The sequence below is a fragment of the Devosia sp. P2_G7 genome (genome assembly GCF_056403495.1).
Genome location: NZ_JBFUFI010000005.1, coordinates 213565 through 235232, shown reverse-complemented (window position 1 = coordinate 235232; position 21668 = coordinate 213565). Strand labels below are relative to the sequence as shown.

Sequence of the window (21668 nt, the reverse complement as noted above, 5' to 3'; positions counted from 1 at the left end):
CTAAGGCCGCCAGCGTTCTGGTTCAGCGAGCTTCAGCGCGCCGCGTCTTCGATGACCTTGGCGACATCTTCGGCCTTCGAGACGAGGCCCGAGTGGCTGGCGGCGAGTTCGGTGACCGTCGCCTTGATGCGACCGGCGAAGAAGCGCTGCGCATCTGCGGGGATCATCAGGTCCTCGGTGGTCACGACGTAGAAATCCGGCTTGTCGTGCCAGGCCGCGACTTCCGCCACGGCGTCGAAGTTGGCGGGGTTGGAGGGCAGCTGATCGGCCGCCATGGCTTCGGCTTCGGCCTGCGGCACGTCACCAGCGAAGTACTTCGGGAAGGTGGCGGGATCGAGGATCAGGCCGCCCTGGGCGTTGGGCCGGATCGTCTTGACGCCCTCGCTGGGCTGGCCGCCGGCGAGCAGTGCATTCAGCGTCTCGCCCTTGTCCGGCGCAAATGCCGAGACATAGACCAGCGCCTTGACCTTCTCGTCATTGCCGGCCTCGCCGATCACCACGCCGCCCCAGGAGTGGCCGACCAGCACCGTGGGACCGTCCTGGGCATCGATAGCGGCCTTGGTGGCAGCAACGTCGTCCGCCAGCGAGGTCAGCGGGTTGGCGACCTGGGTGACGTGGTAGCCCTTGGCCGAGAGGATAGCGGCGACCTTGTCCCAGCTGGATTCGTCGGCGAAGGCGCCGTGGACGAGCACGATATTCTTGGCAGCGTCCTGGGCGAAAGCGGGGGCAGCGGTGCCGATCGCGGCGGTGGTGAGCAGCAGGGCTGAGAGCATGGACTTCATCTTCATCTCCAATTTTGCAGGCGAGGTTGGACGATCGGCAAAGTCGATTTGCCGCTAGAACGTGGCTAGCTGGTGGAACCGGATCTTGCGTTTCGGCCGAGGATTGTTGAAGTTCCTCGCCAAGTGATGGTGATGAGATAGGGTATGCCTCGATGAACAGCCATGATCCGGCCTCTGAACCTCATGCCCTGGAATCCGAAGCCGCCTTTCCGATGATGGCGTCGCGGGTGGACCTGCTGTCGCAGGTGCTTACGCTGATCCGGTTGCGTGGCGAGCTGATCTTCTCGGCGGACCTCGCGGCGCCGTGGGCGCTGCGGTTCGATCCGGGCTCGGCGTATTTCCACGTCGTGTCGGATGGCGAGATGCGGTTCGAGGCCAGCGACGGCAAGGTGGTTCATGCGGTGGCAGGCGACCTGCTGGTGCTGCCGCAGGGGCGGGGACACCTTATCGGTACGCCGGGGGCAGAGCCGGTGGCGGCGGGCGAGGTGCTGAGGGCGCAATTGCGCGGCGACAACCTCGCCATCCGTTATGGCGGCGATGGGGCCCAGACGCGGCTTGTCACCGGCGCTTTCCGTTTCGAGGGTGACAACATGCCCTCGATGCTGGCGGTGCTGCCGTCGGTGATCCACATCCCGAGCGCAGTGCGTACCGAGGACGCCGGATGGCTGGAGGGGATCGCGCAGTACCTGCTTGCCGAGGCCAGGACGCCGCATCCGGGTTCCTCGCTGATGATCTCGCGGCTGATCGACGTGCTGATCATCCGGGCGATGCGCATCTGGGTCCGCACCGCGCCGCCCGAGAGCAAGGGCTGGTTGGGTGCGCTGGCCGACGCGCGGATCAGTCGCGCCCTCAGCGCCATCCACGACGCTCCGTTTCGCCGCTGGACGGTGGCGGAACTCGCTGGGATTGCCGGCATGTCGCGTTCGAGTTTCGCCGAGCGCTTTGCTTCGCTGATCGGCGCGGCACCGCTACACTACCAGACGCGCTGGCGGCTACTGCTGGCGAACGAGATGCTGAAGCGGATCGATACGCGCGTCAGCGACGTGGCCCGGCGCATCGGCTACGACTCCGACGCTGCCTTCAGCCGCGCCTTCAAGGCGCAGTTTGGCTTTCCACCGGCACGGGTGAGGCAAGTCGGCTGAGTAAGGCTAGGTGCCCCAGCTCTCGCCCGAGCCATTATCAGGACGCCAGGTCAGTTGCTGGTAGACCTTCTTCGACACCGTCTGCATCTGCGCCTCAGGCAGGTCGCCGACTACGGTGCAGGTGATCTTGTCGTTGGCCCAGTAGAACGCATCGAGGTTCGCGCGGGTGGTGAATTCCTTTTCGGTGCGGCGGTCGGGCAGGGCGGCGGTGATGTAGACGGTCACCCGCTCCTTGGCGGCATTCTCGTACATCAACTGCGCGGCCGGCCCGACGGTCTCTTCGTCATAGCCGGGCAGCAGGCGGCCGCCGACCAGGGTGAAGCCATCGGGCGTCAGGTCGGGCGGGTTGATCGGGCGTTCGACCCGATTGGAGAGCCACGAGACGAGGTGAGCCTTGTCGGTGCCGGCGACCTCCACGGCGTGGCGGTTCTCCTTGACGAACAGCGCATGCGCGGCGACCGCCGAAGCAATCAGCTCCTGCCGATCCGGCGGCCTGAAGAAATCGCGCCCGGCCCAGCCGAGAGCGCCACCGAGCGCCAGGGTGATCACCGCGGCTGCAGCGAATTGGGACCAGCGGCCACGGCGGTTGTTGGCAGACGAACGGGCGATCCTGTGCGGATCGAGCCGCGACGGCACGGTTTCGTCGGCGGCGCCGCCGAACAGCGCCGACAGCGCCTCGTTCTGGCGCTGCCAGGTGGCGATTTCGGCGGCCTTGCCCGGATGGGCAGCCAGCCAGGCCTCCACCTTAGCGCGGCGTTCGAGCGTCAGCCTGCTGTCGACGTAAGCATGCAGGTCCGTTTCGGAGATGGGAACGAGGTTCGTCATTTGACCGACCTCAATCTGGGTTCGTCACCGCTGCCGGTCAACGTGCGAAGCGCCGCACGGGCGCGGCCGAGGCGGGACATCAGCGTACCGGCGGGAATGCCGAGGATGCCGGCGGCGTCATGGTAGCTCATGCCTTCGAGTACCACGAGCAATAGCGCTTCGCGCTGGTCGTCGGGCAGCCGGTCGATGGCGCGAGACATTTCGGCGAGGGCGATACGGCCTGGCTGCGGCGGGGCAACCGAAGGCTCGGAAACAAGGCTGTCGATGGGAACGTGGTCTCCACGGCGGCGCTCGAAGCGGAGGTCGTTGCGCCACAGGTTGATGAGGATGCGGAACAGCCACGCCTGCAGCGGCCCGGTGGGCGAGAACAGGTTGCGCTTGCGGATAGCGCGTTCGAGACAATCCTGGACGAGATCGTCGGCGCGATCGGCGTTGCGCGTCAGCGAGCGGGCGTAACGCCGCAACGCCGGAACCGTCGCCTCGATCTCATCCAGGAAGTCCATTGGCTACTGCTTACTCTTCGTATGCAGTGTGCCAGACTTCGCCGACCATATCGCCGGTGGTGTCGCCAGGCTTCTCGTCCTTGACCCAGAAGTACAGCGGCTTGCCCTTGTAGGCCCACATCTTGGTGCCGTCAGTGCGGTCGACGATGGTGAAGTCGCCGTCAGCGGCGGCCCCGGCATCGGCAAAAAGCGGCGGCCAGTTCTCGGCGCACTTGTCGTAGCAGTTGGAGACGCCGGCAGTGTCCTTGTCGAAGGTGTAGAGCGTCATGTCGTTGGCACCGACGAGCACTTCCTTGCCGCCGATCTCCATGGTCTTGATGGCGCCGCCGACATAGTCCTCGGCGAAGGCTGCGGCCGAGAACAGGGCGAGCGTGGCTACGCCCAGTGCGATTGCGAGTTTCATGATGTCCCTCCGTTGGGTGCGAGGCACGGTCGATCAACCGGCCCTCGAGCTGACAACACCGCAACGGCCAGTTTATTCCCAACATGCCGCAGAATCTTCCGAGAAAGTGATCGGGCAAGCGGTTGATGGTGCTCGCAAACCGGGTGGACAGCCGCGCCGGTGCCTGTTCAGTTAGGAGCAAGGCCGGAACAGGCGCCGGCCAGGAGGCCAATGGGAGGACTACGCATGAAGAGACGTGACTTCTTCAAGTCGGCGACTGCGGTGACCGCCGGTGCTGCCGTAACCACGCTTGCCGCGCCGGCACTGGCACAAAGCAACCCGAAGGTGAGCTGGCGGCTGGCGTCGTCCTTTCCCAAGGGACTCGACACCATCTATGGCGGCGGCGAGACGCTGGCGAGGTATGTGAGCGAGGCCACTGACGGCAATTTCACGATCGATGTTTTCGCCGCGGGCGAGATCGTGCCGCCCTTCGAGGTAGTGGATGCCGTTTCGGCGGGGACGGTCGAAATGGCCCATACGGTGGGGTATTACTTCTCCGGCAAGGACGTGGCCTGGGCGGCGCTGGCCGCGATTCCGTTCTCGCTCAACGCCCGCGGCATGAGCGCCTGGTACTATCACGGTGGCGGGCTTGACCTCTCGAACGAGTTCTTTGCCAACTACAACATTGTCGGCTTCCCATGCGGCAACACTGCCGCACAGATGGGCGGCTGGTTCCGCAAGGAAATCAACAGCGTCGCGGACCTCCAGGGGCTCAAGATGCGAATCGGCTTCGCCGGCGCGATCATGAGCAAGCTCGGTGTCATCCCGACGCCGATGCCGGGCGGCGAGATCTACAACGCGCTCGAAAAAGGTACGCTCGATGCGGCCGAGTGGGTGGGGCCGTATGACGACGAGAAGCTCGGCTTCAACAAGGTCGCGCCCTACTACTACTACCCCGGCTGGTGGGAAGGCGGGCCGACGGTGCACGCCCTCATCGGCAAGGCCAAGTTCAAGGAGCTGCCGCCGGCCTACCAGTCGCTACTGAAGACCGCCTGCCAGGCGACGAGCAACGACATGCTGGCCAAGTACGACTACGTGAACCCCACAGCGCTCAAGAAGCTGGTGGCGGCCGGAGCGCAGCTGAAGCCGTTCAGCCCGGAGATCATGGAGGCGGCGTTCAAGGCGTCGAACGAGGCCTATGCCGAGTTCGACAAGCAAAGCCCCGCGTTCAAGAAGATCTGGGACTCGATCAAGGGGTTCCGCAAGGACCACTACCTGTGGAACCAGGTGGCCGAGCTGAACTTCGACGCGTTCCTCCAGGCGCAGCAGCGGGCCGGGGCGCTGGAAGGCTCGGGACTCTAGAGCTGACAGTCGGTGGAGGGGCCCGGTGCGCCGGGCCCTTTTCTTTGCAGAATACTCGGTGTCATCCCCGCGAAAGCGGGGATCTTTGTTTTTGGGGCTGGCATGGCAAACGGAGGTTCCCGCTTTCGCGGAATGCCCCGGTGTGGATAGCCAAGACTGAGCCTAGTTGAAGCTCGGCGGCGGTGGGGTCTGGTATGTTGGCGCTGGGGCGCCGAACGAGGGCGGCGGCTGTGCCTCGAAGCCGGGCGCCGGAGCAGCGCCCCCGCCCGTGGGCAACACGATCTTCACCGTGTCGAGATCGACCTCGGGCGCCTTGTCGAGGAAGAACGTCACCAGTTCCGGGAAGGCGATGAGGATGGCGACGAGGATCACCTGCAGCACGAGCCACGGGATGGCGCCGAGGTAGATGTCGCGCGTCTTCACCTGCTCGCGGGGCACGATGCCACGCAGGTAGAACAGCGCGAAGCCAAAGGGCGGGTGCATGAAGCTCGTCTGCATGTTGGCGCAGATCATCACGCCGAACCATACCAGGTCGATGCCCAGCGACTGCGCCACCGGCGCGAGAAGCGGAATGACGATGAAGGCGATCTCGAAGAAATCGAGGAAGAACGCCAGCACAAAGATGAAGATGTTGACGAAGATCAGGAAGCCGACCACGCCACCCGGCAGGTGAGAGAGCAGGTGCTCGATCCAGTGGCCGCCGCCGACGCCCTGGAAGACGAGGCTGAAGACGCGGGCGCCCAAAAGGATGAACACCACCATGGCGGTGAGCCGCATGGTCGAGTTCATGCCCTCCCACATCAGGCCCCAGCTCAGGCGGCGGTTGAACCAGGCGAGGAGAATGGCACCGACGACGCCCATGGCGCCGGCTTCGGTGGGAGTGACGAGGCCGAGGACGATGGTGCCCAAGACGACGAAGATCAGCGCCAGGCTCGGCACCATGCCGCGCAGCACCTTGTTGGCCAGCGCCCAGCCACGCAGCGTGCGGGCCTCCGGCGGCAGGGCGGGGACATCCTGCGGGCGGATGATGGAGAGGATGAACACCCAGGCCATGAACAGCAGGACCTGCACGATCGAGGCGCCGGTGGCGCCGATATACATTTCGCCCGGCGATTTCTGCAGCTGATCGGCGAGGACGATCAGCACCAGCGAGGGCGGGATCAACTGGGTGATGGTGCCGGAAGCTGCGATGACGCCGGTGGCGTGGCGCACGTTGTAGCCGTAGCGCATCATGACCGGCAGCGAGATCAGCCCCATGGCGATGACCGAGGCAGCGACCGTTCCGGTGATGGCGCCGAGGATGGCGCCGACGATGATCACCGCGTAGCTCAGGCCGCCCCTCACGCCGCCGAACAGCTGCCCGAAGCCATCGAGCAGGTCTTCGGCGAGACCGGACTTCTCGAGGATCACGCCCATGAAGGTGAAGAACGGGATCGCCAGTAGCAGGTCGTTCGAGATGACGCCGTAGAGCTGGTAGGTGAGGTTGCCGAGGAAGTTCGGCGCGATCAGCCCCAGCTCGATGGCAACGAGCCCGGAGAACAGGCCGATCGCCGCCAGCGAGAAGGCGGCCGGATAACCGATGATGAGAAACACGACGAGCCCGCCGAACATGATCGGCGCCATGTTTTCCCGGATCAGGTCGATCATTGCAGCGGCTTTTCGTAGGCGAACTCGCGGACGTAGTTCGTGGTGAGCGCCGCGATGCACTTGATGATCTCGGCGATGCCCTGCAGCATCAACACGCTGAAGCCCAGGGGCAGCATCAGCCGCACCGGCCAGCGCGGCAGGCCGCCGGCAGCGTTGGACATGATGTTCTGCGTCCAGGCCTGCAGGAACCAGGGCCAGGTGAAGTAGATCAACAGGATGCAGAGCGGCATCAGGAAGAACAGCCCGCCCAAGAGGTCAATCCAGGTGCGGGCGCGCTCGGAAATCGCGCCGTAGAGCAGGTCGACACGCACGTGTTCGTTGAGCTTCAGCGTCCAGGCGCCGCCCAGCATCACCATGCCGCCGAACATGTACCAGACGGCCTCGCTGAGGACGTTCGAGTACTGGGTGTAGAACGACACCAGCCCGCCGAACACACCGCCGCCATAGCTGCGTTCCAGCCAGATCATGCCGCTGATCGAATAGCGGAAGATGGCGTTGAACGCCGACACCAGCGCCGAAAACAGCACCAGCCAGATGGCTGCGAGGCCCACGCGCCGGCTCAATTCGTCGATGATGCGCGTGAAGCGCAAAGCCAGCGCCATTGGCGGCTGTTCCCCCGGGGCCGTTGGTATTCTGTTGGCCCGCTCTGCTGGCGAAGTCCGATGGTCAAGGCAACATGCGTCGGTGGGGCGCGTCAACCGCGCGCCAACGGATTGTTGTGAAACTGCACATTTGACAACAAAAATTGTCTATTGTAGCAAGGCACATGGACAACACCGCGCCGGCATTGATCGAGGATGTCGAGAAGGCCCGGCAGGGGCTGACGCCATTGCGGCTGCGGATGCTGGCGCTGCTGCGCGAGCCGGGGTCGGCCGCGACGCTGGCTGCGGCGCTCGAGTTGCCGCGCCAGCGGGTCGGCTATCACCTGCATGCGCTGGAGAAGGCTGGGCTGGTGGCGTCGGCGGGCGAGCGGCAGCGGCGTGGGTTCACCGAGCGGCTGTTCGTCGCCGGGGCGGGGGCGTTCGTCGTCGACCCGTCGATCTTCGGCGTGCCGCCGACAAGCGCCGAGAAACAGGATCGCTTTGCTGCCGAGCATCTGGTGGCGCGGTCGGCGGAGACGGTGCGCGAGGTGACGCGGATGCAGGCAGCGGCTGCCGCCGAGGGCACGCGGCTCCTCACCTTCACCATCGAGGCGGATATCGGCTTTGCCGCGCCACAGGACATCGAGGCGTTCGCCGAGCGGCTGGGCGCGATGGTGGCGGGATTGGCCGAGGAATTCGCGCCGAAGACCGAGGGGCGGCGCTATCGGCTGCTAATCGGCGGGCATCCGGCGATCAAGGGCAAGAGCCCTGCGAAGATCAACTGAGGGAGGTGCAGATGGCTGACAAGCAGGATCGCGTCATCGTCGAGATGACCATCGCGGCGCCGGTCGAGACGGTATGGGAAGCGCTGCGCGATCCCGACCAGATGCTCAACTGGTTCGGCTGGGACAGCGATACGCTGCGCGACGAGATCCAGTACATTTTCTTCGATCACGCCGAGGCGGACGAGGCCAACAAGGTGCTGGCGTTCGGGGAATACGAGGGCAGCGCCGACCGGATCGAGCTCAGGGCTACGCCAGGTGGCACGGTGCTGAGGGTGGTCCGCAGTAGCGCCGTGACGGGGGACTGGACCGCCGTGTACGAGGACACCTGGGAAGGCTGGACCACCTTCTTCCAGCAGTTGCGGCACTATCTCGAGCGGCATCCGGGGGCGAAGCGGCGGACGCTGTTCCTCTCCGGCAAACCGCAAGCGCCGGGCCCGCTGCCGATCGCGGCGCTTGGGCTCGCGAAGCTGGCGACGGCGCCGGCCGGGAGTGCCGCGGCGTTCCAGCTACCACTCGGCGAGAGGGTCAGCGGCACCGCCTGGCACCACTCGAAGCATCAAGTCGGGATGACCGTCGTGGATTGGGGCGACGGCCTCGTGGTGATTACAGACCAGCCCGCGCCAAATGGCGGTCTCAGTGGTGGCGGCACGGCGGTGCTCACCACTTTCGGGCTTTCGGACGAGGCGTTCGCGGCGCTGGAGCAACGGTGGAAAGCGTGGTGGGAACCGCGCTTTCCAAAGCCTTGATCAGCCCTCGGCCGGTGTCGAGCCGATGGCCCAGGTGATGCCGTAGGGGTCCTTGAGCTGGCCGTAGATGTCGCCCCAGAACTGCTTTTCGAGCGGCATGGTGACGGTGCAGCCGGCTTTGACGGCGCGATCCCACCAGAACTGCGCGTTATCGACGTTGAGGTTCAGGTTGAAGCCCTGCGGAGTGACGAACGGCACGCCGAACTCGGGGAACGAGTCGCTCATGTAGAGCAGGCTGCCATTGATGGTCATCGAGCAGTGCATGTAGCGCTTGCCGTCGTCGGCGAGCATAGGGACGACATCGGTAGCAGCGAAGGCCGTCTTGTAGAACTCCGCCGCCGCGACGGCGTCGGACGGGCTGATATAGGGCACGAGGCCCTGGAGCGGCTGTGCAGTTTGTTCTGCCATCTGTTCCTCCTCTTGGTCGGCGGGAGGCAATCTGGCACCCAATCGCGACAAAAGAAAAACCGCCGGCGCGAGGCCGGCGGCTTCAATGCTTGGCGATGCGATCAGCCTTCGAGCCAGGCGACCTGTTCGGGCGTCAGCTTGATGTCGAAGGCGTTCATGCTGTCGTCGAGTTCGCCCAGTTTGCGCGGACCGATGAGCGGGATGGACGGGAAGTCCTGCGCCAGCACATAGGCTAGGGCCACATGGATCGGGCTCTTGCCGAGCTTGCCGGCCAGTTCGATCGCCCGGTCACGGCGCACGAAGTTCTGCTCGTTGTACCAGACGCGGACCATCTCCTCGTTGTCCCGCTTGTCGCGGCCAGCGAGGTCGGTGAAGAAGCCGCGGGCCTGGCTCGACCAGGAGAAGTTCGGGATCTGGCGATCCTTCAGCCACTGCTTCCATTCAGCGGTCGACGAGGTGACGCAGCCGGCCCAGATCGGGTCGAGCATCTCGGCGAGGGCGAAGTTGTTGGAAAGCGCCCCCGGCCGCTGCTTGCCGTGCTTGTCGGCATAGGCGATGGCCTCGTCGAAGCGCTCCTTGGTCCAGTTCGAGCCGCCGAACGGCCCGCGGATGCGGCCCTTCTTCACCTCGGCATCCATGGCGTCGACGAACTCCCCGACCGGCACGTCGAGGTTGTCGCGGTGCATGAAATACACATCGACATAGTCGGTCTGCAGGCGATCGAGCGACTGGGTCAGCTGCTTCGAAATCACGTCGGGGTAGACCAGCGGGCTGTGGGCACCCTTGCCGATGACGACGGCCTCTTCGCGCACGCCGCGCGACTTCTGCCACTCGCCGAACAGCTTCTCGGTGTAGCCGCCTGCGTAGATGTAGGCGGTGTCGAAAATGTTGCCGCCCTTCTCCCAGAACGCATCGAGCAGGATCGCGCCCGAGGCGAAGGTGCGGAAGTCCTCGAAGCCGAGGGCGGCGGCCGAGGCCGGCTTCTTGAGGCCCGGAATGGTGCGCTTGGGGATCACGGCCCCATGCGAAACCGGCCGGCCAGCGAGCGTGGTGATGCGCTTGGAGGACTTTTCGGCGGAGTACTCGATGCCGGCATCCGACCGCCACTTGTCGAGCACGCGCGCGTTGCCGAGGCTGTCGGCCCAGGTCATGCCGGGGGAGGTGAGTTCCTGCCGGCCGGCAATGATGGCTTCGGCGGCGGCATCGGCCTCGAACGAATAGAGGTGCCGCTGCTTGCCAACGCTCACCGTCTCGCGGCTTCCGTCCTTCTTGATGATATCGATCTTGCCGTCGCCGCCAGTGCGGTCGCCGTTGGCGAACCAGAAGCTCGGCACTTCGATGGTGCCCTCGGTGCCGTGGATGCGGGCGACGTTCTCGAGGTTGGCCATCACGGCGCAGCTGACCTGCGCGGTGATGCCGTTCTCGAACAGGAGCACGGCAGCGGCGGTGTTATCCGTGCCTTCGGCGTTGAGCGTCGCGGCGCCCACGACCTTCACCGGATCGAGGAAGGGCTTACCTGCAGCCGCACCAGCGACGAAGCGGGCGAACGAGACCGGGTAACCGCCGACGTCGAGGATGCCGCCGCCGGCTAGCTCGGAGGCGAACAGCCGGTGCTCGGGCATAAAGCGCGGCATCTGGAAGCCGAAGCTTGCGGTGATGAAACGGACTTCGCCGATGGCGCCCGAGTTGACCAGGTCCCAGATCTTCTGGGTCTGCGGGTGCAGGCGGTACATGAAGGCTTCGGCAACGAAGGTGCCGGCCTTCTTGTGGGCGTGGATCACCGCATCGATCTCGAAGGCGCTGAGCGCCATCGGCTTTTCGATCAGCGCGTGCTTGCCCGCCTCGGCCGCCTTGATCGCCCACTCGGCATGGCCGGTGTGCGGCACGGCGATATAGACCGCGTCCACATTGGGGTCTTTGAGGATCGCGTCATAGCCATCGAGGATGCGGGCCTCGGGGAAATCTTCCTTGAGGCTCGCCTTGCCTGGGTTGCGGGTGGCGATGGCCTCGAGCTTGCCCAGCTTGCTGTCCAGCACGCCGCGGCGGAAGTCCTTGGCGATCGCGCCAGGGCCGATGATCCCCCAGCGGATTGGGGCTGTAATGGTCATAATACTCTCCTCAAGAAATCGGGCCCCAACGGCGGCGATTCCCGCCGCCGGGGCAATTGGCCGTTGGTCGTTATTTCACCGCGCCCAGCATGCCTTCGACGAAGCGGCGCTGGAGCAGGAAGAAGATGATGAGGGTGGGAAGCGTGGCGAGGATCGTGCCGAACAGGATCATGCCGAAGTCGGGCGTATAGGCCGAGGTCAGCGCCGAGATGACGAGCGTTGCCGTCTTCTGCTCGGGCTTGTTGAGCACGATCAGCGGCCAGAGGTAGTTGTTCCAGTTGGCCATGAACACGATGATGATCGCCGCGGCGTAGGTCGAGCGCATCGTGGGCAGGTAGATGTAGAGGAAGATCTGCCACTCGTTGAGCCCGTCGACCCGCGCTGCGTCGCGCAGCTCGCCGGGGAACGCCTTCGTCGCCTGGCGGAAATAGAAGATGATGAAGATCGAGGCGATGCCGGGCAGGACGACCGCCGCGACCGTGCCGACGAGCTTGAACGACGAGATCATTACGAACAGCGGCACCATCAGCGCCGCGAACGGGATCGAGAGCAGCAGCAGCATGAAGCCGAAGATGCGCTCGCGGAAGCGGGAGCGGAACATTTCGAAGCCGTAGCCGGCGAGCGACGAGATCGCGAGCGTCAGCACGGTGCCGACGAGCGCGATGAAGGCCGAGTTCCAGAACACCCGCGGCGCATCGACGGTGGCAAAGAAACTGGCGGCGTTGACCAGAAGCTGGTCGCCGAACGTCGCCTTGCCGATGCCGATATCGACCGAGCGGTTGGTTGCGCCCACGACCATCCAGAAGAACGGGAAGATCGAGACGAAGGCCGCGAGGCCGAGCAACAGGTAGGTGGCCGTGCGCCCGATGAGGTGCGGGAGGTTGAACCAGCGCGTGCGGCGCTCGATCCGGGATGTGGCGAGGGGAAGAGCTTGATCGGTCATTTGCTGCGGTCCCGTGCAACGATGAACTGCAGGAAGCTCAGGACAGCGACGAGCAGCACAATGACCCAGGAGACGGTGGCGGAGTAGCCGAAGCTGGGCATGAACTTGAAGGTCAGGTTGTAGATGTAGAGCGACAGCGTCAGCGTCGCATCGGACGGGCCACCGACGGTGATGTTGTTGACCTCGTCGAACAGCTGCAGCGTGCCGATGGTGGAAACGATGGTGGTAAAGAGGATCACCGGCTTCAGCATGGGCACGGTGATGTACCGGAAGCGATGCCAGGCCGAGGCGCCGTCGATCCGCGCCGCCTCGTAGATCGAGCGGTCGACGTTCTGCAGCGCCGCCAGGTAGAACACCATGTTGTAGCCGGTCCAGCGCCAGGTGATGGCGATGATGATCAGGACCTTGGCCCAGAACGGATCCTGCAGCCAATGGATCGGCTCCTGGATGATCCAGACCGCCATCAGCATTTTGTTGACGATGCCGTCGGTGGCGAACATCGACTTGAACAGGGTCGAGTAGGCAATGAGCGAGGTCACGCAGGGCAGGAAGATCGCCGTGCGGAAGAAGCCGCGGAAGCGAAGCTTCGGATCGTTGAGCGCGACTGCCGCGAGCAGCGCCAGCACGATCATGATCGGCACCTGCACGACGAGGAAGGTCAGCGTGTTGACCAGCGCGCGGATGAAGATCGGGTCCTTGGTCAAGCGGACGATGTTGGCGAAGCCGCCGAAACTGAAGTTCATCCCCTTACCGACCTGGAAGCTCATCCAGAGCGACCAGATGATCGGATAGAGCATGAAAACGCCGAGCAGCACGAGGGCGGGCGCGATGAACGTCCAGCCGGTGATGTGCTCGGTGCGGCCAAGTCTTTCGTTTGCCATGCCAACTCCCCGACAGGCGACTACAACAGCTGTCGGCCGCGCCCCGGCGAAGGGTGCGACCGGCGAAAGGGAGGAGGCGGCGCCTTGGGCCCCGCCTCCGGACCCGTTACTGCATCAGCTGGCTGGCCTGGTCGTTGATGGCCTTCAGCGCATCGTCGACGCTGCCGCCCTTTGCAACGGCCGGCAGCTGCGCGACCACGGCGGAGTCCACTTCGGCGGTGAAGATGCCGTAGTCGACGCCCGGGATCTTGGCCTGCCAGTCCGAGAAGTTCGCCCAGACCGGCTGACCGCCGAAGAAGTCATCCGACGACTTGTAAGCTTCGCCAGCCGAGGCCGGCAGCCAGGTGCTGAACGCGCCCTGGCCGATGAGGATCTTCTGGTAGAAGTCGACATCGGTGGCCCAGACCGACTTCAGGAAGTCGACAGCGGCGTCCTTACCGGGGCCCGACGACAGGACGTACCAGCTCGAGCCGCCTTCGTTGGAGTAGCCGGTGGCGCCGTCGACGCCTTCGAGCTTCGGAATGGGAGCGACGCCCCACTTGCCGGCCTGGTCGGGCTGCGACTTGATGGTGCCGGTCATCCACACGCCGTTGAGCGCGACAGCAGTTTCACCCGAGGTGAAGGCGCCAGTGAACTCGGTCCAGCCGGAAACCGGCTTGACGATGTCCGCCTGCCAGATCTTGGCGTAGTTTTCGAGAGCGGCCTTCAGCGGCTTGTTGTCGAGAACGTTGAGGCTGCCGTCGGCGTTGAAGAACCAGGCGCCAGCCGACTGCATCATGACGCGGATGAGGCCGCCGCCGTTAAGGTCGAGCGCGATCAGGTTGTGACCGGTCTTGGCCTTCACGTCCTTGCCGATCTGGATGAACTTGTCCCAGGTCAGGTCCTGCATGTCGGCGGCCTTGTAGCCGGCCTCCTCGAGGTAGTCGGCGCGGTAGAAGAGGCCGGTAACGCCCGAGTCGAAGGGCAGCGAGTACGACTTGCCGTCAAAGGTCGCGGCCTTCACCTTGTAGGGCGCGAACTGGGTCATATCGATCGAGTCCGAGAGCGGCACGAAGGCGCCCGGGAACGACTGTAGGTATTTCTGCGCCACGTCATCCTGGACGAGCACGATGTCGGGCAGGCCGCTGGTGTCGCCGGCGAGCAGCTGGGTCTGCAGCTTCTGGCGGATGTCGTCCTGCGCCATGCTGTCGTCGATCTTGATGTTCACGTCCGGGTGCGACGTGGCGTAGCGGGCCACGGCTTCCTTCATGGCGGCGCCGTTGAAGTTGGTATCCCAGCACCAGACGGTGACATCGACGGCCATGGCGGCCGTCATCGTGAGCATGGAAACGCCGGCGGCAGCTGCAATGGCGAGCGCGTGGCGCCACCGCGATGCGATGGTAGTCATGTAATCCTCCCGTTTTCATTTGGCTCACCTTGGGCAAGCGTGGTTAGAATATGCGACCAAGGGTGTATGTCCGCGTCAAAGGGAATGTGGAGTTGGCGGAAAGTAAGGTGCATCAGCGGGAGATTTATCAGCCGAACGCCACGACCATCGAGGCCCATCCGACGATCCTGTCGATGTTCCACGACCACCCGCGGGTGATGCTGAAACCGCACTGGCACGCTCAGGTCGAAGTGAACTTTATCGTCGCTGGCACAGTGCATTACCGCATGCACACGCACGAGCTGACGCTCTCGGCCGGGCAGATGGTGCTGTTCTGGGGCGGCCTGCCACACCAGATGTACGACCTCTCCGACGACGCGATCTACGCCGGCGCGCACCTGCCGCTGATGCATTTCTTCCGCCTGAGGCTGCCCGAGGACGTGCCGCACCGGCTGATGCAGGGAACGACGCTGCTCAGCTGCACTCCCGACGATTCCGATGCGCATAATTTCGAACGGTGGAACCGCTATGCCCGGTCCGGCGACCCGGTAAAGGCGCAGCATGCGGTGGACGAGCTGCTGCTGAGGCTCGAGCGGATGCGGTTCGAACCCTACGAACTGGTCGGTACCAGCAAGATCGCGGGCGAGACCGTCGAAACCGCGGAAGTCCAGTCGTCACGCAACGTCGGAAAGATGTGCGACTACATCGCCGAGAATTTCCTGCACGAGATCGACTCGATCGACATCGCCCGGGCCGCGAACCTCCACCCCAAATACGCCATGAGCATCTTCAAGCGCTCCACCGGCATGACGCTCAACGAGTATGTGAGCCTGTTGCGGCTCAGCTACGCCCAGGCGCTGCTGCTGCGCGACGATGCCAATGTGCTGCGGGTGGCGATGGAGTCGGGGTTTGGCTCGCTGAGCGCGTTCAACAAGTCGTTCCGCAAGATCGCGGGCATGTCGCCCTCGGATTTCCGACGCGATGCGTTCGTCCCGGGGGCCCTCGCCTCGTGAGCTTGAACTTCCGCGCACCGGCATTGTAACGATGCCCATCCGTGGAGCGAGCTTGCTCGCCCTTGGCCCCTGATTTTCGCGCGCGAGGAATGCTCAATGTTCGTAGTGGGTGGCGAGAGCCTGATCGACCTCATCTCGGAGCCGGTCGGGGCCGATGGCGTCATTCGCCTCGTGGCGCACCAGGGCGGCTCGCCCTACAACTGCGCCATCGCACTCTCGAAGCTGGGCAACGATACCGGCTTCCTCTGCCCGATCAGCTCGGATGGCCTCGGCACGTATCTGCTTGCCCCGCTTGCAGAAGCCGGCGTTAAGCCACTGCTCACCGAGCGCGTCGCGGCCTATACGACGCTCGCCGTCGTCACCTTCGATGCCAAAAAGAGCGCGCAATACGGCTTCTACCGCCAGGCCGATCGGGCGTTCACGCGCGAGGGGCTGATCGCGGCGCTGCCGTCAAAGCTCGAGGCGTTCCAGGTCGGCGGCTTCTGCCCGATCGAGCCGGAAGACGCCGTTGTCTGGATGGATGTCGCCAAGGAAGCGGCGCGGCGCGGCGCAACGCTGACCATTGACCCCAATGTGCGGCCCTCGCTGGTTTCGGATTTCGCCGCATTCAAGCAGCGGCTCTCGGGCTTCCTTGACATCGTCAACCTGGTGAAGGTGTCGATCGAGGATTTGGCCTCGCTCGAACAGAATCGTGCGGTCCGCGCGACCGAGCTGACGCCGGCCGATATCGAAGCGTTGGTGGCGAAATACGTGGCCGATTTCCTCGGCCGACCCAATTGCGAGCTGGTGATCGTCACTTTTGGCGACGAGGGGAGCCGTGCGTTCACCAAGGCGGGATCCGCCAGGCAGGGTATCTACAAGGCTGTGCCGTTCGGCGATACGGTCGGCGCGGGCGACACGCTGATGGCCGCAGTGCTGACGCTGCTCAACGAGCAGGGCAACCTGAAGCCGGGCAAGCTGGGTGCGATGGACGATGCGGCGCTGGGCACGATGCTGCGCTTCGGCGCGGTGGCAGCCGGGCTCAACTGCCAGTTTGTCGGCTGCCATCCGCCGACCCGCGGCGAAGTCGACGCGGTGCTGGCGGCGGCCTAGCGGTTCACGCGCTCGTCAGTTGCGTGGCATCGGCACCGCTGCTCAACTCCGCCGCACTTAGGCGGAGAGGTCAATATGCGGGCTTGGATGTGGCTGCTGGCGGCAGCAGTCGTCGTTGCGGGCGGGGCCAGCCTCTACATGCTGCGGCCGGTGCAGGGCGCTGCCCGCGACCTGACGCTGGTCGGTGACGTCACGCGCGGACAGTACCTGCTGCGCCTAGGCGATTGCATCACCTGTCACACCGACAAGAAGAACGGCGTGGCCGAACTTGGCGGTGGGCCGGGACTGGTGACGCCGTTCGGCACCTTCTACGCACCCAACATTACCCCGGATCCGAAGGCCGGTATCGGCGGCTGGACGCTGGCGCAGTTCTCGAAGGCGATCAGCGATGGTGAAGGGCCGGCGGGGCACCTCTATCCGGCGTTTCCGTACGAGAACTATACGCTGATGAGCGACCAGGACGTGGCTGACCTCTATGCCGCGCTGCAGCAGGTGCCGCCGGTCGCGACGTCGGCGAAGCCGCACGAAATCCCGTTCCCGTTCGACATCCGCCCGCTGGTCGCGGGCTGGAAGAACCTGTTCTTCACGCCGCGCCGCTACGAGGCCGATGCCACGCATTCGGAGCGCTGGAACCGGGGCCGCTATCTCGTTGAGGGGCCCGGCCACTGCGTGATGTGCCACTCGCCGCGGAACCTGCTTGGCGCCGTGGAGAAGGGCAAGGAACTCACCGGCAACCCGGCGGGCGGTACGGGCGGCAAGGCCCCGGCGCTGACCGCCGAGCGGCTGAAAGGCGAAGGCTACGATGTCGCCTCGATCGCGAGCGCGCTGAGTGACGGCTTCACCCCGGAGTTCAACGTGCTGGGCAGTGCGATGGGCGAGGTGATCGCCGACGGCACCTCGTTCTGGACGGAAGCGGACCGCGCGGCGGTGGCGGCGTATCTGCTGGGCGAGGAGTAACTTACGCCTCGGCGCGGATCGCCAGCGCGTCTTCCAGCGTCATCTCGGTGTGGTGTTCCCATTCCGCTCGCGGCTCGGGGAAATCGGTGCGGAAATGGCCGCCGCGGCTCTCCTCGCGCTGCAGCGCGCCGGCAGCGACCAGCGTCGCCGAGGTGGTCATGTTGAGGAACGAACGGGTGACGCCCTGGGCCGTGGCTTCGATCTCGGCGATACGACGCAGCGCAGTGCGGAGATCCGCGGCGTTGCGCTCGACGCCGACGAGGTCGGTCATGGTGCGGCGCAACTCCTTCACCGAGATGTGGTTGCGCAGGCGCTCCTCCACCTTCTCGCCCTCGACCGGATCCCAGCCGATGCCAGGGAAGGGGGCGAGCGGGTTGCGCAGCGGCTCCAACCCGGAGATGTCGGCGGCGATACGGGCGCCGTAGACCACGGCCTCGAGCAGCGAGTTCGAGGCGAGGCGGTTGGCGCCGTGCAGGCCGGTTGACGAGCATTCGCCGGCGGCCCATAGGCCGGGCAGCGAGGAGCGGCCGTTGGCCTCCACCTTGACGCCGCCCATGTGGTAGTGCGCCGCCGGGGTAACCGGGATCAGCTGAGTCACCGGGTCGATGCCGAAATCGGTGCAGTATTTCGCGACGGTCGGGAAGGCGGTGAGGATGCGCGCGCCGATGGCCTCGCGGGTATCGAGGAACACCTTCCGACCAGCCTTGATCTGCCGGTAGTTGGCGCGGGCGACGATGTCGCGTGGGGCGAGTTCAGCGTCCGGGTGGATCGCCGGCATGAAGCGCTCGCCGAGATCGTTGACGAGGATGGCGCCTTCGCCGCGCAGCGCCTCGGTGGCGAGCGGGGCGGGGTCGGCGCCCGTGGCAATGGCGGTGGGGTGGAACTGCACGAATTCGGGATCGGCGATCAGCGCGCCGGCGCGAGCCGCCATGCCCATGGCGTGGCCACGCACGCCGGACGGATTGGTGGTGACGGCGTAGAGCCCGCCGAGACCACCCGCCGCGAGCACGGTGGCGCGGGCGCGGATGAGGACCGGCTCGGCATAGCGATCACCGAGCTTGCGGGCATAGACGCCGATGATGCGGCCATCGGCGCGGGCGAGGTCGACGACGGTGAGGCCCTCGACAATGCGGATCGACGCGGTCTTCCGCACCTCGGCGATGATCGCCTGCATGATGGCATAGCCGGCGCGGTCGCCTTCGACGCGCACCACGCGGTTGCGGGAGTGGGCGGCTTCCTTGCTCAGGACGTAGTGACCGAGTTCGTCGCGGTCGAAGGGAGTGCCCCAGCGGGCGAGGTCCTCAATGCGAGCGGCCGCTTCGGCGGTGACCGACTCGGCTTCGTCCTCATCAACGATACCGGCGCCGGCGATCTCGGTGTCGACCGCGTGCGCGTGCGAGGTGTCACCGGGGCCGACGGCGGCGGCGACGCCGCCCTGCGCCCAGGCAGACGACGCGCCGTTGCCGAGCGGTACCGGGGAAATGACGGTAACTGGGCGGGGCGCCAGCTTCAGCGCGCAGAACAAGCCTGCAAGACCAGCGCCGACGATGAGCGCACCGTCGGCGTTTAGGACGTTGTCAGTAAAGGTCATCGGTCTCCCCCGGGCGAAACGCCCGGATCAGGCCTCGTCGACCACAGGGGTTTCTGCAGCGCGCTTCTTAAGCGATTCTATGGCGTTTTTGGCGCTCGACTTCGACTTGTAGGTTTCGGTCCGGACCATGGTCTCGCCGTTCGCCGCGACGAAGCGCACGAAGGTCTGGCCGTCCTTGGAGGCAGCCAGCTCGAAGCGGTAGCCCTTGCCGGCTTCGCCTTTGGCTGTGTCCACCACCGATGCGCCGGGGGCGTTCTTCTTCAGCGAAGCGATGGCGTTCTTGGCGCTGTCCTTGCCCGCGTAGTTCTCGGAACAGAAGATGGTTTCGGCATTGTAGACGTACTTGGCAACGAACTGGCCGCCCTTGGCGGACGTGATCTTGAAGGAATGTGGCACGACGCTTTACCCCTCGGTTCGCGGGCCGGGGAAGTCGTGGCCCGATTGGGCAAATCTAACGGGGCGTCGGAGTCGCGCAACCCTCAAAGTCATGCACCCAGTTGATTTGATTGAGCTTGCGGCAAAGCTGTCGCCATACTGATGGTTGAACTACGTAGACGAAAGTCCATATCCACCGATACAGTGACGGCCATCGCGGGGGCGACGGTTGGTCAAGCTGGCACTAGCGGTGGAGGAGGCGAAGAGGCTCGGGCCCGACCGGGTGAGCTTTCGCATCACTTCGCGCGCCGGCCAGCTGGCTCACAAGGCCTTCGGCGAGACGATCATCGTCTATCAGCGGGCTCCCGATCTCGTGCTGTTCGTGGGGAGCGGGCGCGTACTGGGCCTCGATTTCGAGGCGCCCGGCTTCGACAGCTTGCGGCTCGGCGACTACCGAGCCTTCCCCGCCCCGGTGCCCAGCGACGCCGCGGGCGAGGCGCGAGACCCGGGAGTCCGGCGCAGCCTGTCACTCGACGAGGCGAGGTTCGACGAAATCCTTCGACTGGCGGCGACGGCCGACGTCACGGCGCTTGCCGAGGCGCAGGCCGTTTTCGCGCATGACCGGCAGGCTGGGCTCGATGCCTATCTCAAGCTGCACGACCGGGTGCTGCAGCGCTGGAAGCACCGCTGCGTATTTACCGGAAAACAGTTCAGGCCCGCTGACACGCGGCCACACCCGCACCTGCGGGTGGTGGCGATCCGCCCCCGCGAGCTTGGCGGGCAGTTGCACGTCCGGAACTACTTGCCGATGGTGGCTGAGGTCGAGCACGCGTGGACGAGCGGACACCTGACGCTCGGCCCGAGTTTCGGCTTCCAGGTTTCGGAGCGACTGATAGATCCGGAACTGCACGAGCGGCTGTTGCCGCTTGGTCGGCTCGATCTACCGGGCGAGCCCTCACTCTGGCCCGACCCTGAGTCCGTCGCCTACCACCGGCTGAACATCTTCGACCGCGACTAGTCGCGCTTCTTCGAGAAATCGATCATCCGCTGCACGGCGGCGCGGGCCGGTTCGAGCAGTTCGGGGGCCACCGTGACCTCTTCGGTCATGGTGTGGAGCGACCACAGGATGTTCTCGAGGTTGATGCGCTTCATGTGCGGGCAGATGTTGCAGCCGCGGAGGAAATCGACGCCCGTCGCTTCTGATGCGACGTTGTCCGACATCGAGCACTCGGTGACCATCACCACGCGCGGCGGCTTGTTCGACTTCACGTAGTCGATCATCGCGGCGGTCGAGCCGGAGAAGTCCACCGCGTCGATCACCTCCGGCGGGCACTCGGGGTGGGCGATGATTTTTGCCGTCGGATAGGCATGGCGCAGTTCGGCGATGTCGTCGGCGGTGAAGGTCTCGTGCACCTCGCACGAGCCGGCCCAGGTGATGATCTTCTTGCCAGTCTTTTTGGCGGTGTTCCGCGCCAGATACTGGTCGGGGATCATGATCACCGTGTCGCCGGGCACACCGTTGACGATGTCGACAGCGTTGGACGAGGTGCAGCAGACGTCGGTGACGGCTTTCACCGCAGCGGAAGTGTTCACGTAGGTGACGACCGGCACGCCTGGATATTGCGCGCGCATGGCGATGACATCCTCGGGGGTGATCGAGGAGGCGAGCGAGCAGCCGGCGCGGCTGTCGGGGATCAACACTGTCTTCTTGGGATTGAGGATCTTGCTGGTCTCGGCCATGAAGTGCACACCGCACTGCACGATCACCGACTGCTTGACCTTGGTGGCTTCGATGGCGAGCTGCAGGCTGTCGCCGACGATATCGGCGACGCCGTGATAGATCTGCGGCGCCTGGTAGTTATGCGCCAGGATCACCGCGTCCTTTTCCTTCTTCAGCCGGTTGATCTGCAGGATCAGCGGCGCATAGAAGGGCCATTCGATCTCGGGGATACGGTCTTTCACCTTGTTGTAGACGCGGGAGGTCACGCGTTCGACCGCCTTGGTGAACTTGAGGTCGAAACTCTCCGCGAGGATGGCGCGAGCCTCCTCCAGCGGGGTGAGAGCATTGATAAGCTGCACCGGATCGTCCCTCCAGACCGGGGGAGACTTAAGGTCGATCGCGCCTCTTTTCAATGTGGTGATTTGGCTTGATCGACATGCGCCAAGTGCCTAACGCTCT

General features: G+C 65.0%; 22 protein-coding genes. 8 read left to right on the top strand and 14 right to left on the bottom strand.

What is annotated here, in order from left to right; translation table 11 throughout:
* Window positions 1-32 precede the first annotated feature (32 nt).
* Entirely contained in the window at window positions 33-782 is a 750-nt protein-coding gene (locus tag AC1DWU_RS10725) for an alpha/beta fold hydrolase (RefSeq protein WP_477149960.1), read from the bottom strand.
* A 152-nt stretch (window positions 783-934) separates the two neighbouring features.
* On the opposite strand from AC1DWU_RS10725, the gene AC1DWU_RS10720 reads away from it, so the two are divergent.
* A complete protein-coding gene (locus tag AC1DWU_RS10720; RefSeq protein ID WP_477149959.1) occupies window positions 935-1924 on the top strand; it encodes an AraC family transcriptional regulator in 990 nt (329 codons plus the stop codon).
* A 6-nt stretch (window positions 1925-1930) separates the two neighbouring features.
* On the opposite strand, the gene AC1DWU_RS10715 is transcribed toward AC1DWU_RS10720, so the two are convergent.
* From AC1DWU_RS10715 to AC1DWU_RS10705, 3 genes are read right to left on the bottom strand one after another with little or no spacing between them, the layout of a single operon-like run.
* Window positions 1931-2749: an anti-sigma factor family protein gene (locus tag AC1DWU_RS10715; RefSeq protein WP_477149958.1), complete on the bottom strand. Its 819-nt coding sequence runs from the start codon at window positions 2747-2749 to the stop codon at window positions 1931-1933.
* Window positions 2746-3252 (bottom strand): sigma-70 family RNA polymerase sigma factor, encoded by a 507-nt coding sequence (locus AC1DWU_RS10710; protein ID WP_477149957.1) that lies wholly within the window; start codon window positions 3250-3252, stop codon window positions 2746-2748. Before AC1DWU_RS10710 ends, AC1DWU_RS10715 begins: the two co-directional genes overlap by 4 nt.
* 10 nt (window positions 3253-3262) lie before the next feature.
* A complete protein-coding gene (locus tag AC1DWU_RS10705; protein WP_477149956.1) occupies window positions 3263-3655 on the bottom strand; it encodes a COG4315 family predicted lipoprotein in 393 nt (130 codons plus the stop codon).
* A 225-nt stretch (window positions 3656-3880) separates the two neighbouring features.
* Here AC1DWU_RS10705 and AC1DWU_RS10700 point away from each other — a divergent pair, with 225 nt between their 5' ends.
* A complete protein-coding gene (locus AC1DWU_RS10700) occupies window positions 3881-4996 on the top strand; it encodes a TRAP transporter substrate-binding protein (RefSeq protein ID WP_477149955.1) in 1116 nt (371 codons plus the stop codon).
* Window positions 4997-5158: 162 nt separating this feature from the next.
* Here AC1DWU_RS10700 and AC1DWU_RS10695 read toward each other — a convergent pair whose 3' ends face one another.
* Window positions 5159-6643: a TRAP transporter large permease gene (locus AC1DWU_RS10695; RefSeq protein ID WP_477149954.1), complete on the bottom strand. Its 1485-nt coding sequence runs from the start codon at window positions 6641-6643 to the stop codon at window positions 5159-5161.
* Window positions 6640-7245: a TRAP transporter small permease subunit gene (locus AC1DWU_RS10690; protein WP_477149953.1), complete on the bottom strand. Its 606-nt coding sequence runs from the start codon at window positions 7243-7245 to the stop codon at window positions 6640-6642. Before AC1DWU_RS10690 ends, AC1DWU_RS10695 begins: the two co-directional genes overlap by 4 nt.
* 164 nt (window positions 7246-7409) lie before the next feature.
* Between AC1DWU_RS10690 and AC1DWU_RS10685 the strand changes: the two genes are divergently transcribed.
* Window positions 7410-8009 (top strand): helix-turn-helix domain-containing protein, encoded by a 600-nt coding sequence (locus tag AC1DWU_RS10685; protein ID WP_477149952.1) that lies wholly within the window; start codon window positions 7410-7412, stop codon window positions 8007-8009.
* Between the two features lie 11 nt (window positions 8010-8020).
* Window positions 8021-8755, top strand: coding sequence for an SRPBCC family protein (locus tag AC1DWU_RS10680; protein WP_477149951.1), 735 nt, complete (start codon window positions 8021-8023; stop codon window positions 8753-8755).
* On the opposite strand, the gene AC1DWU_RS10675 is transcribed toward AC1DWU_RS10680, so the two are convergent.
* The 5 genes from AC1DWU_RS10675 to AC1DWU_RS10655 form a co-directional block, all read right to left on the bottom strand.
* Entirely contained in the window at window positions 8756-9163 is a 408-nt protein-coding gene (locus tag AC1DWU_RS10675; protein ID WP_477149950.1) for a VOC family protein, read from the bottom strand.
* 101 nt (window positions 9164-9264) lie between these two features.
* Window positions 9265-11271: an aldo/keto reductase gene (locus tag AC1DWU_RS10670; protein WP_477149949.1), complete on the bottom strand. Its 2007-nt coding sequence runs from the start codon at window positions 11269-11271 to the stop codon at window positions 9265-9267.
* Between the two features lie 70 nt (window positions 11272-11341).
* Window positions 11342-12214, bottom strand: a complete 873-nt coding sequence (locus AC1DWU_RS10665) for a carbohydrate ABC transporter permease (protein WP_477149948.1) — start codon at window positions 12212-12214, stop codon at window positions 11342-11344.
* The gene (locus AC1DWU_RS10660) at window positions 12211-13095 is read right to left on the bottom strand and encodes a carbohydrate ABC transporter permease (RefSeq protein ID WP_477149947.1); all 885 of its coding nucleotides are present in this window, start codon (window positions 13093-13095) and stop codon (window positions 12211-12213) included. The genes AC1DWU_RS10665 and AC1DWU_RS10660 overlap by 4 nt, the downstream gene beginning before the upstream one ends.
* 106 nt (window positions 13096-13201) lie before the next feature.
* Window positions 13202-14482 (bottom strand): ABC transporter substrate-binding protein, encoded by a 1281-nt coding sequence (locus AC1DWU_RS10655; protein WP_477149946.1) that lies wholly within the window; start codon window positions 14480-14482, stop codon window positions 13202-13204.
* Between the two features lie 86 nt (window positions 14483-14568).
* Between AC1DWU_RS10655 and AC1DWU_RS10650 the strand changes: the two genes are divergently transcribed.
* The 3 genes from AC1DWU_RS10650 (at window position 14569) to AC1DWU_RS10640 (ending at window position 17523) form a co-directional block, all read left to right on the top strand.
* Window positions 14569-15474 carry a helix-turn-helix domain-containing protein gene (locus AC1DWU_RS10650; RefSeq protein WP_477150068.1) on the top strand — a complete coding sequence of 302 codons (906 nt, stop codon included), beginning with the start codon at window positions 14569-14571 and terminating at the stop codon, window positions 15472-15474.
* A gap of 96 nt (window positions 15475-15570) precedes the next feature.
* Window positions 15571-16566, top strand: a complete 996-nt coding sequence (locus AC1DWU_RS10645) for a PfkB family carbohydrate kinase (protein WP_477149945.1) — start codon at window positions 15571-15573, stop codon at window positions 16564-16566.
* A 75-nt stretch (window positions 16567-16641) separates the two neighbouring features.
* Complete coding sequence (locus AC1DWU_RS10640) at window positions 16642-17523, top strand: c-type cytochrome (protein WP_477149944.1); 882 nt, start codon at window positions 16642-16644, stop codon at window positions 17521-17523.
* A gap of 1 nt (window position 17524) precedes the next feature.
* Here AC1DWU_RS10640 and AC1DWU_RS10635 read toward each other — a convergent pair whose 3' ends face one another.
* Both AC1DWU_RS10635 and AC1DWU_RS10630 read right to left on the bottom strand, forming a co-directional pair.
* Complete coding sequence (locus AC1DWU_RS10635; RefSeq protein WP_477149943.1) at window positions 17525-19114, bottom strand: L-aspartate oxidase; 1590 nt, start codon at window positions 19112-19114, stop codon at window positions 17525-17527.
* A gap of 27 nt (window positions 19115-19141) precedes the next feature.
* Window positions 19142-19510 (bottom strand): YegP family protein, encoded by a 369-nt coding sequence (locus AC1DWU_RS10630; RefSeq protein WP_477149942.1) that lies wholly within the window; start codon window positions 19508-19510, stop codon window positions 19142-19144.
* A 208-nt stretch (window positions 19511-19718) separates the two neighbouring features.
* On the opposite strand from AC1DWU_RS10630, the gene AC1DWU_RS10625 reads away from it, so the two are divergent.
* Window positions 19719-20507 (top strand): hypothetical protein, encoded by a 789-nt coding sequence (locus AC1DWU_RS10625; RefSeq protein ID WP_477149941.1) that lies wholly within the window; start codon window positions 19719-19721, stop codon window positions 20505-20507.
* Here the strand turns inward: AC1DWU_RS10625 and nadA are convergent.
* On the bottom strand, window positions 20504-21559 hold the full coding sequence (nadA, locus tag AC1DWU_RS10620) for a quinolinate synthase NadA (RefSeq protein ID WP_477150067.1): 1056 nt from the start codon (window positions 21557-21559) through the stop codon (window positions 20504-20506). The genes AC1DWU_RS10625 and nadA overlap by 4 nt on opposite strands.
* Window positions 21560-21668: the final 109 nt, after the last annotated feature.

Coding starts and splice junctions, on each gene's coding strand:
- AC1DWU_RS10685 (WP_477149952.1), top strand. CDS start 7,410: ATGGACAACACCGCGCCGGCATTGATCGAGGATGTCGAGAAGGCCCGG.
- AC1DWU_RS10640 (WP_477149944.1), top strand. CDS start 16,642: ATGCGGGCTTGGATGTGGCTGCTGGCGGCAGCAGTCGTCGTTGCGGGC.
- AC1DWU_RS10705 (WP_477149956.1), bottom strand. CDS start 3,655: ATGAAACTCGCAATCGCACTGGGCGTAGCCACGCTCGCCCTGTTCTCG.
- AC1DWU_RS10675 (WP_477149950.1), bottom strand. CDS start 9,163: ATGGCAGAACAAACTGCACAGCCGCTCCAGGGCCTCGTGCCCTATATC.
- AC1DWU_RS10660 (WP_477149947.1), bottom strand. CDS start 13,095: ATGGCAAACGAAAGACTTGGCCGCACCGAGCACATCACCGGCTGGACG.
- AC1DWU_RS10665 (WP_477149948.1), bottom strand. CDS start 12,214: ATGACCGATCAAGCTCTTCCCCTCGCCACATCCCGGATCGAGCGCCGC.
- AC1DWU_RS10720 (WP_477149959.1), top strand. CDS start 935: ATGAACAGCCATGATCCGGCCTCTGAACCTCATGCCCTGGAATCCGAA.
- AC1DWU_RS10655 (WP_477149946.1), bottom strand. CDS start 14,482: ATGACTACCATCGCATCGCGGTGGCGCCACGCGCTCGCCATTGCAGCT.
- AC1DWU_RS10725 (WP_477149960.1), bottom strand. CDS start 782: ATGAAGTCCATGCTCTCAGCCCTGCTGCTCACCACCGCCGCGATCGGC.
- AC1DWU_RS10690 (WP_477149953.1), bottom strand. CDS start 7,245: ATGGCGCTGGCTTTGCGCTTCACGCGCATCATCGACGAATTGAGCCGG.
- AC1DWU_RS10715 (WP_477149958.1), bottom strand. CDS start 2,749: ATGACGAACCTCGTTCCCATCTCCGAAACGGACCTGCATGCTTACGTC.
- AC1DWU_RS10635 (WP_477149943.1), bottom strand. CDS start 19,114: ATGACCTTTACTGACAACGTCCTAAACGCCGACGGTGCGCTCATCGTC.
- AC1DWU_RS10680 (WP_477149951.1), top strand. CDS start 8,021: ATGGCTGACAAGCAGGATCGCGTCATCGTCGAGATGACCATCGCGGCG.
- AC1DWU_RS10710 (WP_477149957.1), bottom strand. CDS start 3,252: ATGGACTTCCTGGATGAGATCGAGGCGACGGTTCCGGCGTTGCGGCGT.
- AC1DWU_RS10695 (WP_477149954.1), bottom strand. CDS start 6,643: ATGATCGACCTGATCCGGGAAAACATGGCGCCGATCATGTTCGGCGGG.
- AC1DWU_RS10670 (WP_477149949.1), bottom strand. CDS start 11,271: ATGACCATTACAGCCCCAATCCGCTGGGGGATCATCGGCCCTGGCGCG.
- AC1DWU_RS10645 (WP_477149945.1), top strand. CDS start 15,571: ATGTTCGTAGTGGGTGGCGAGAGCCTGATCGACCTCATCTCGGAGCCG.
- AC1DWU_RS10700 (WP_477149955.1), top strand. CDS start 3,881: ATGAAGAGACGTGACTTCTTCAAGTCGGCGACTGCGGTGACCGCCGGT.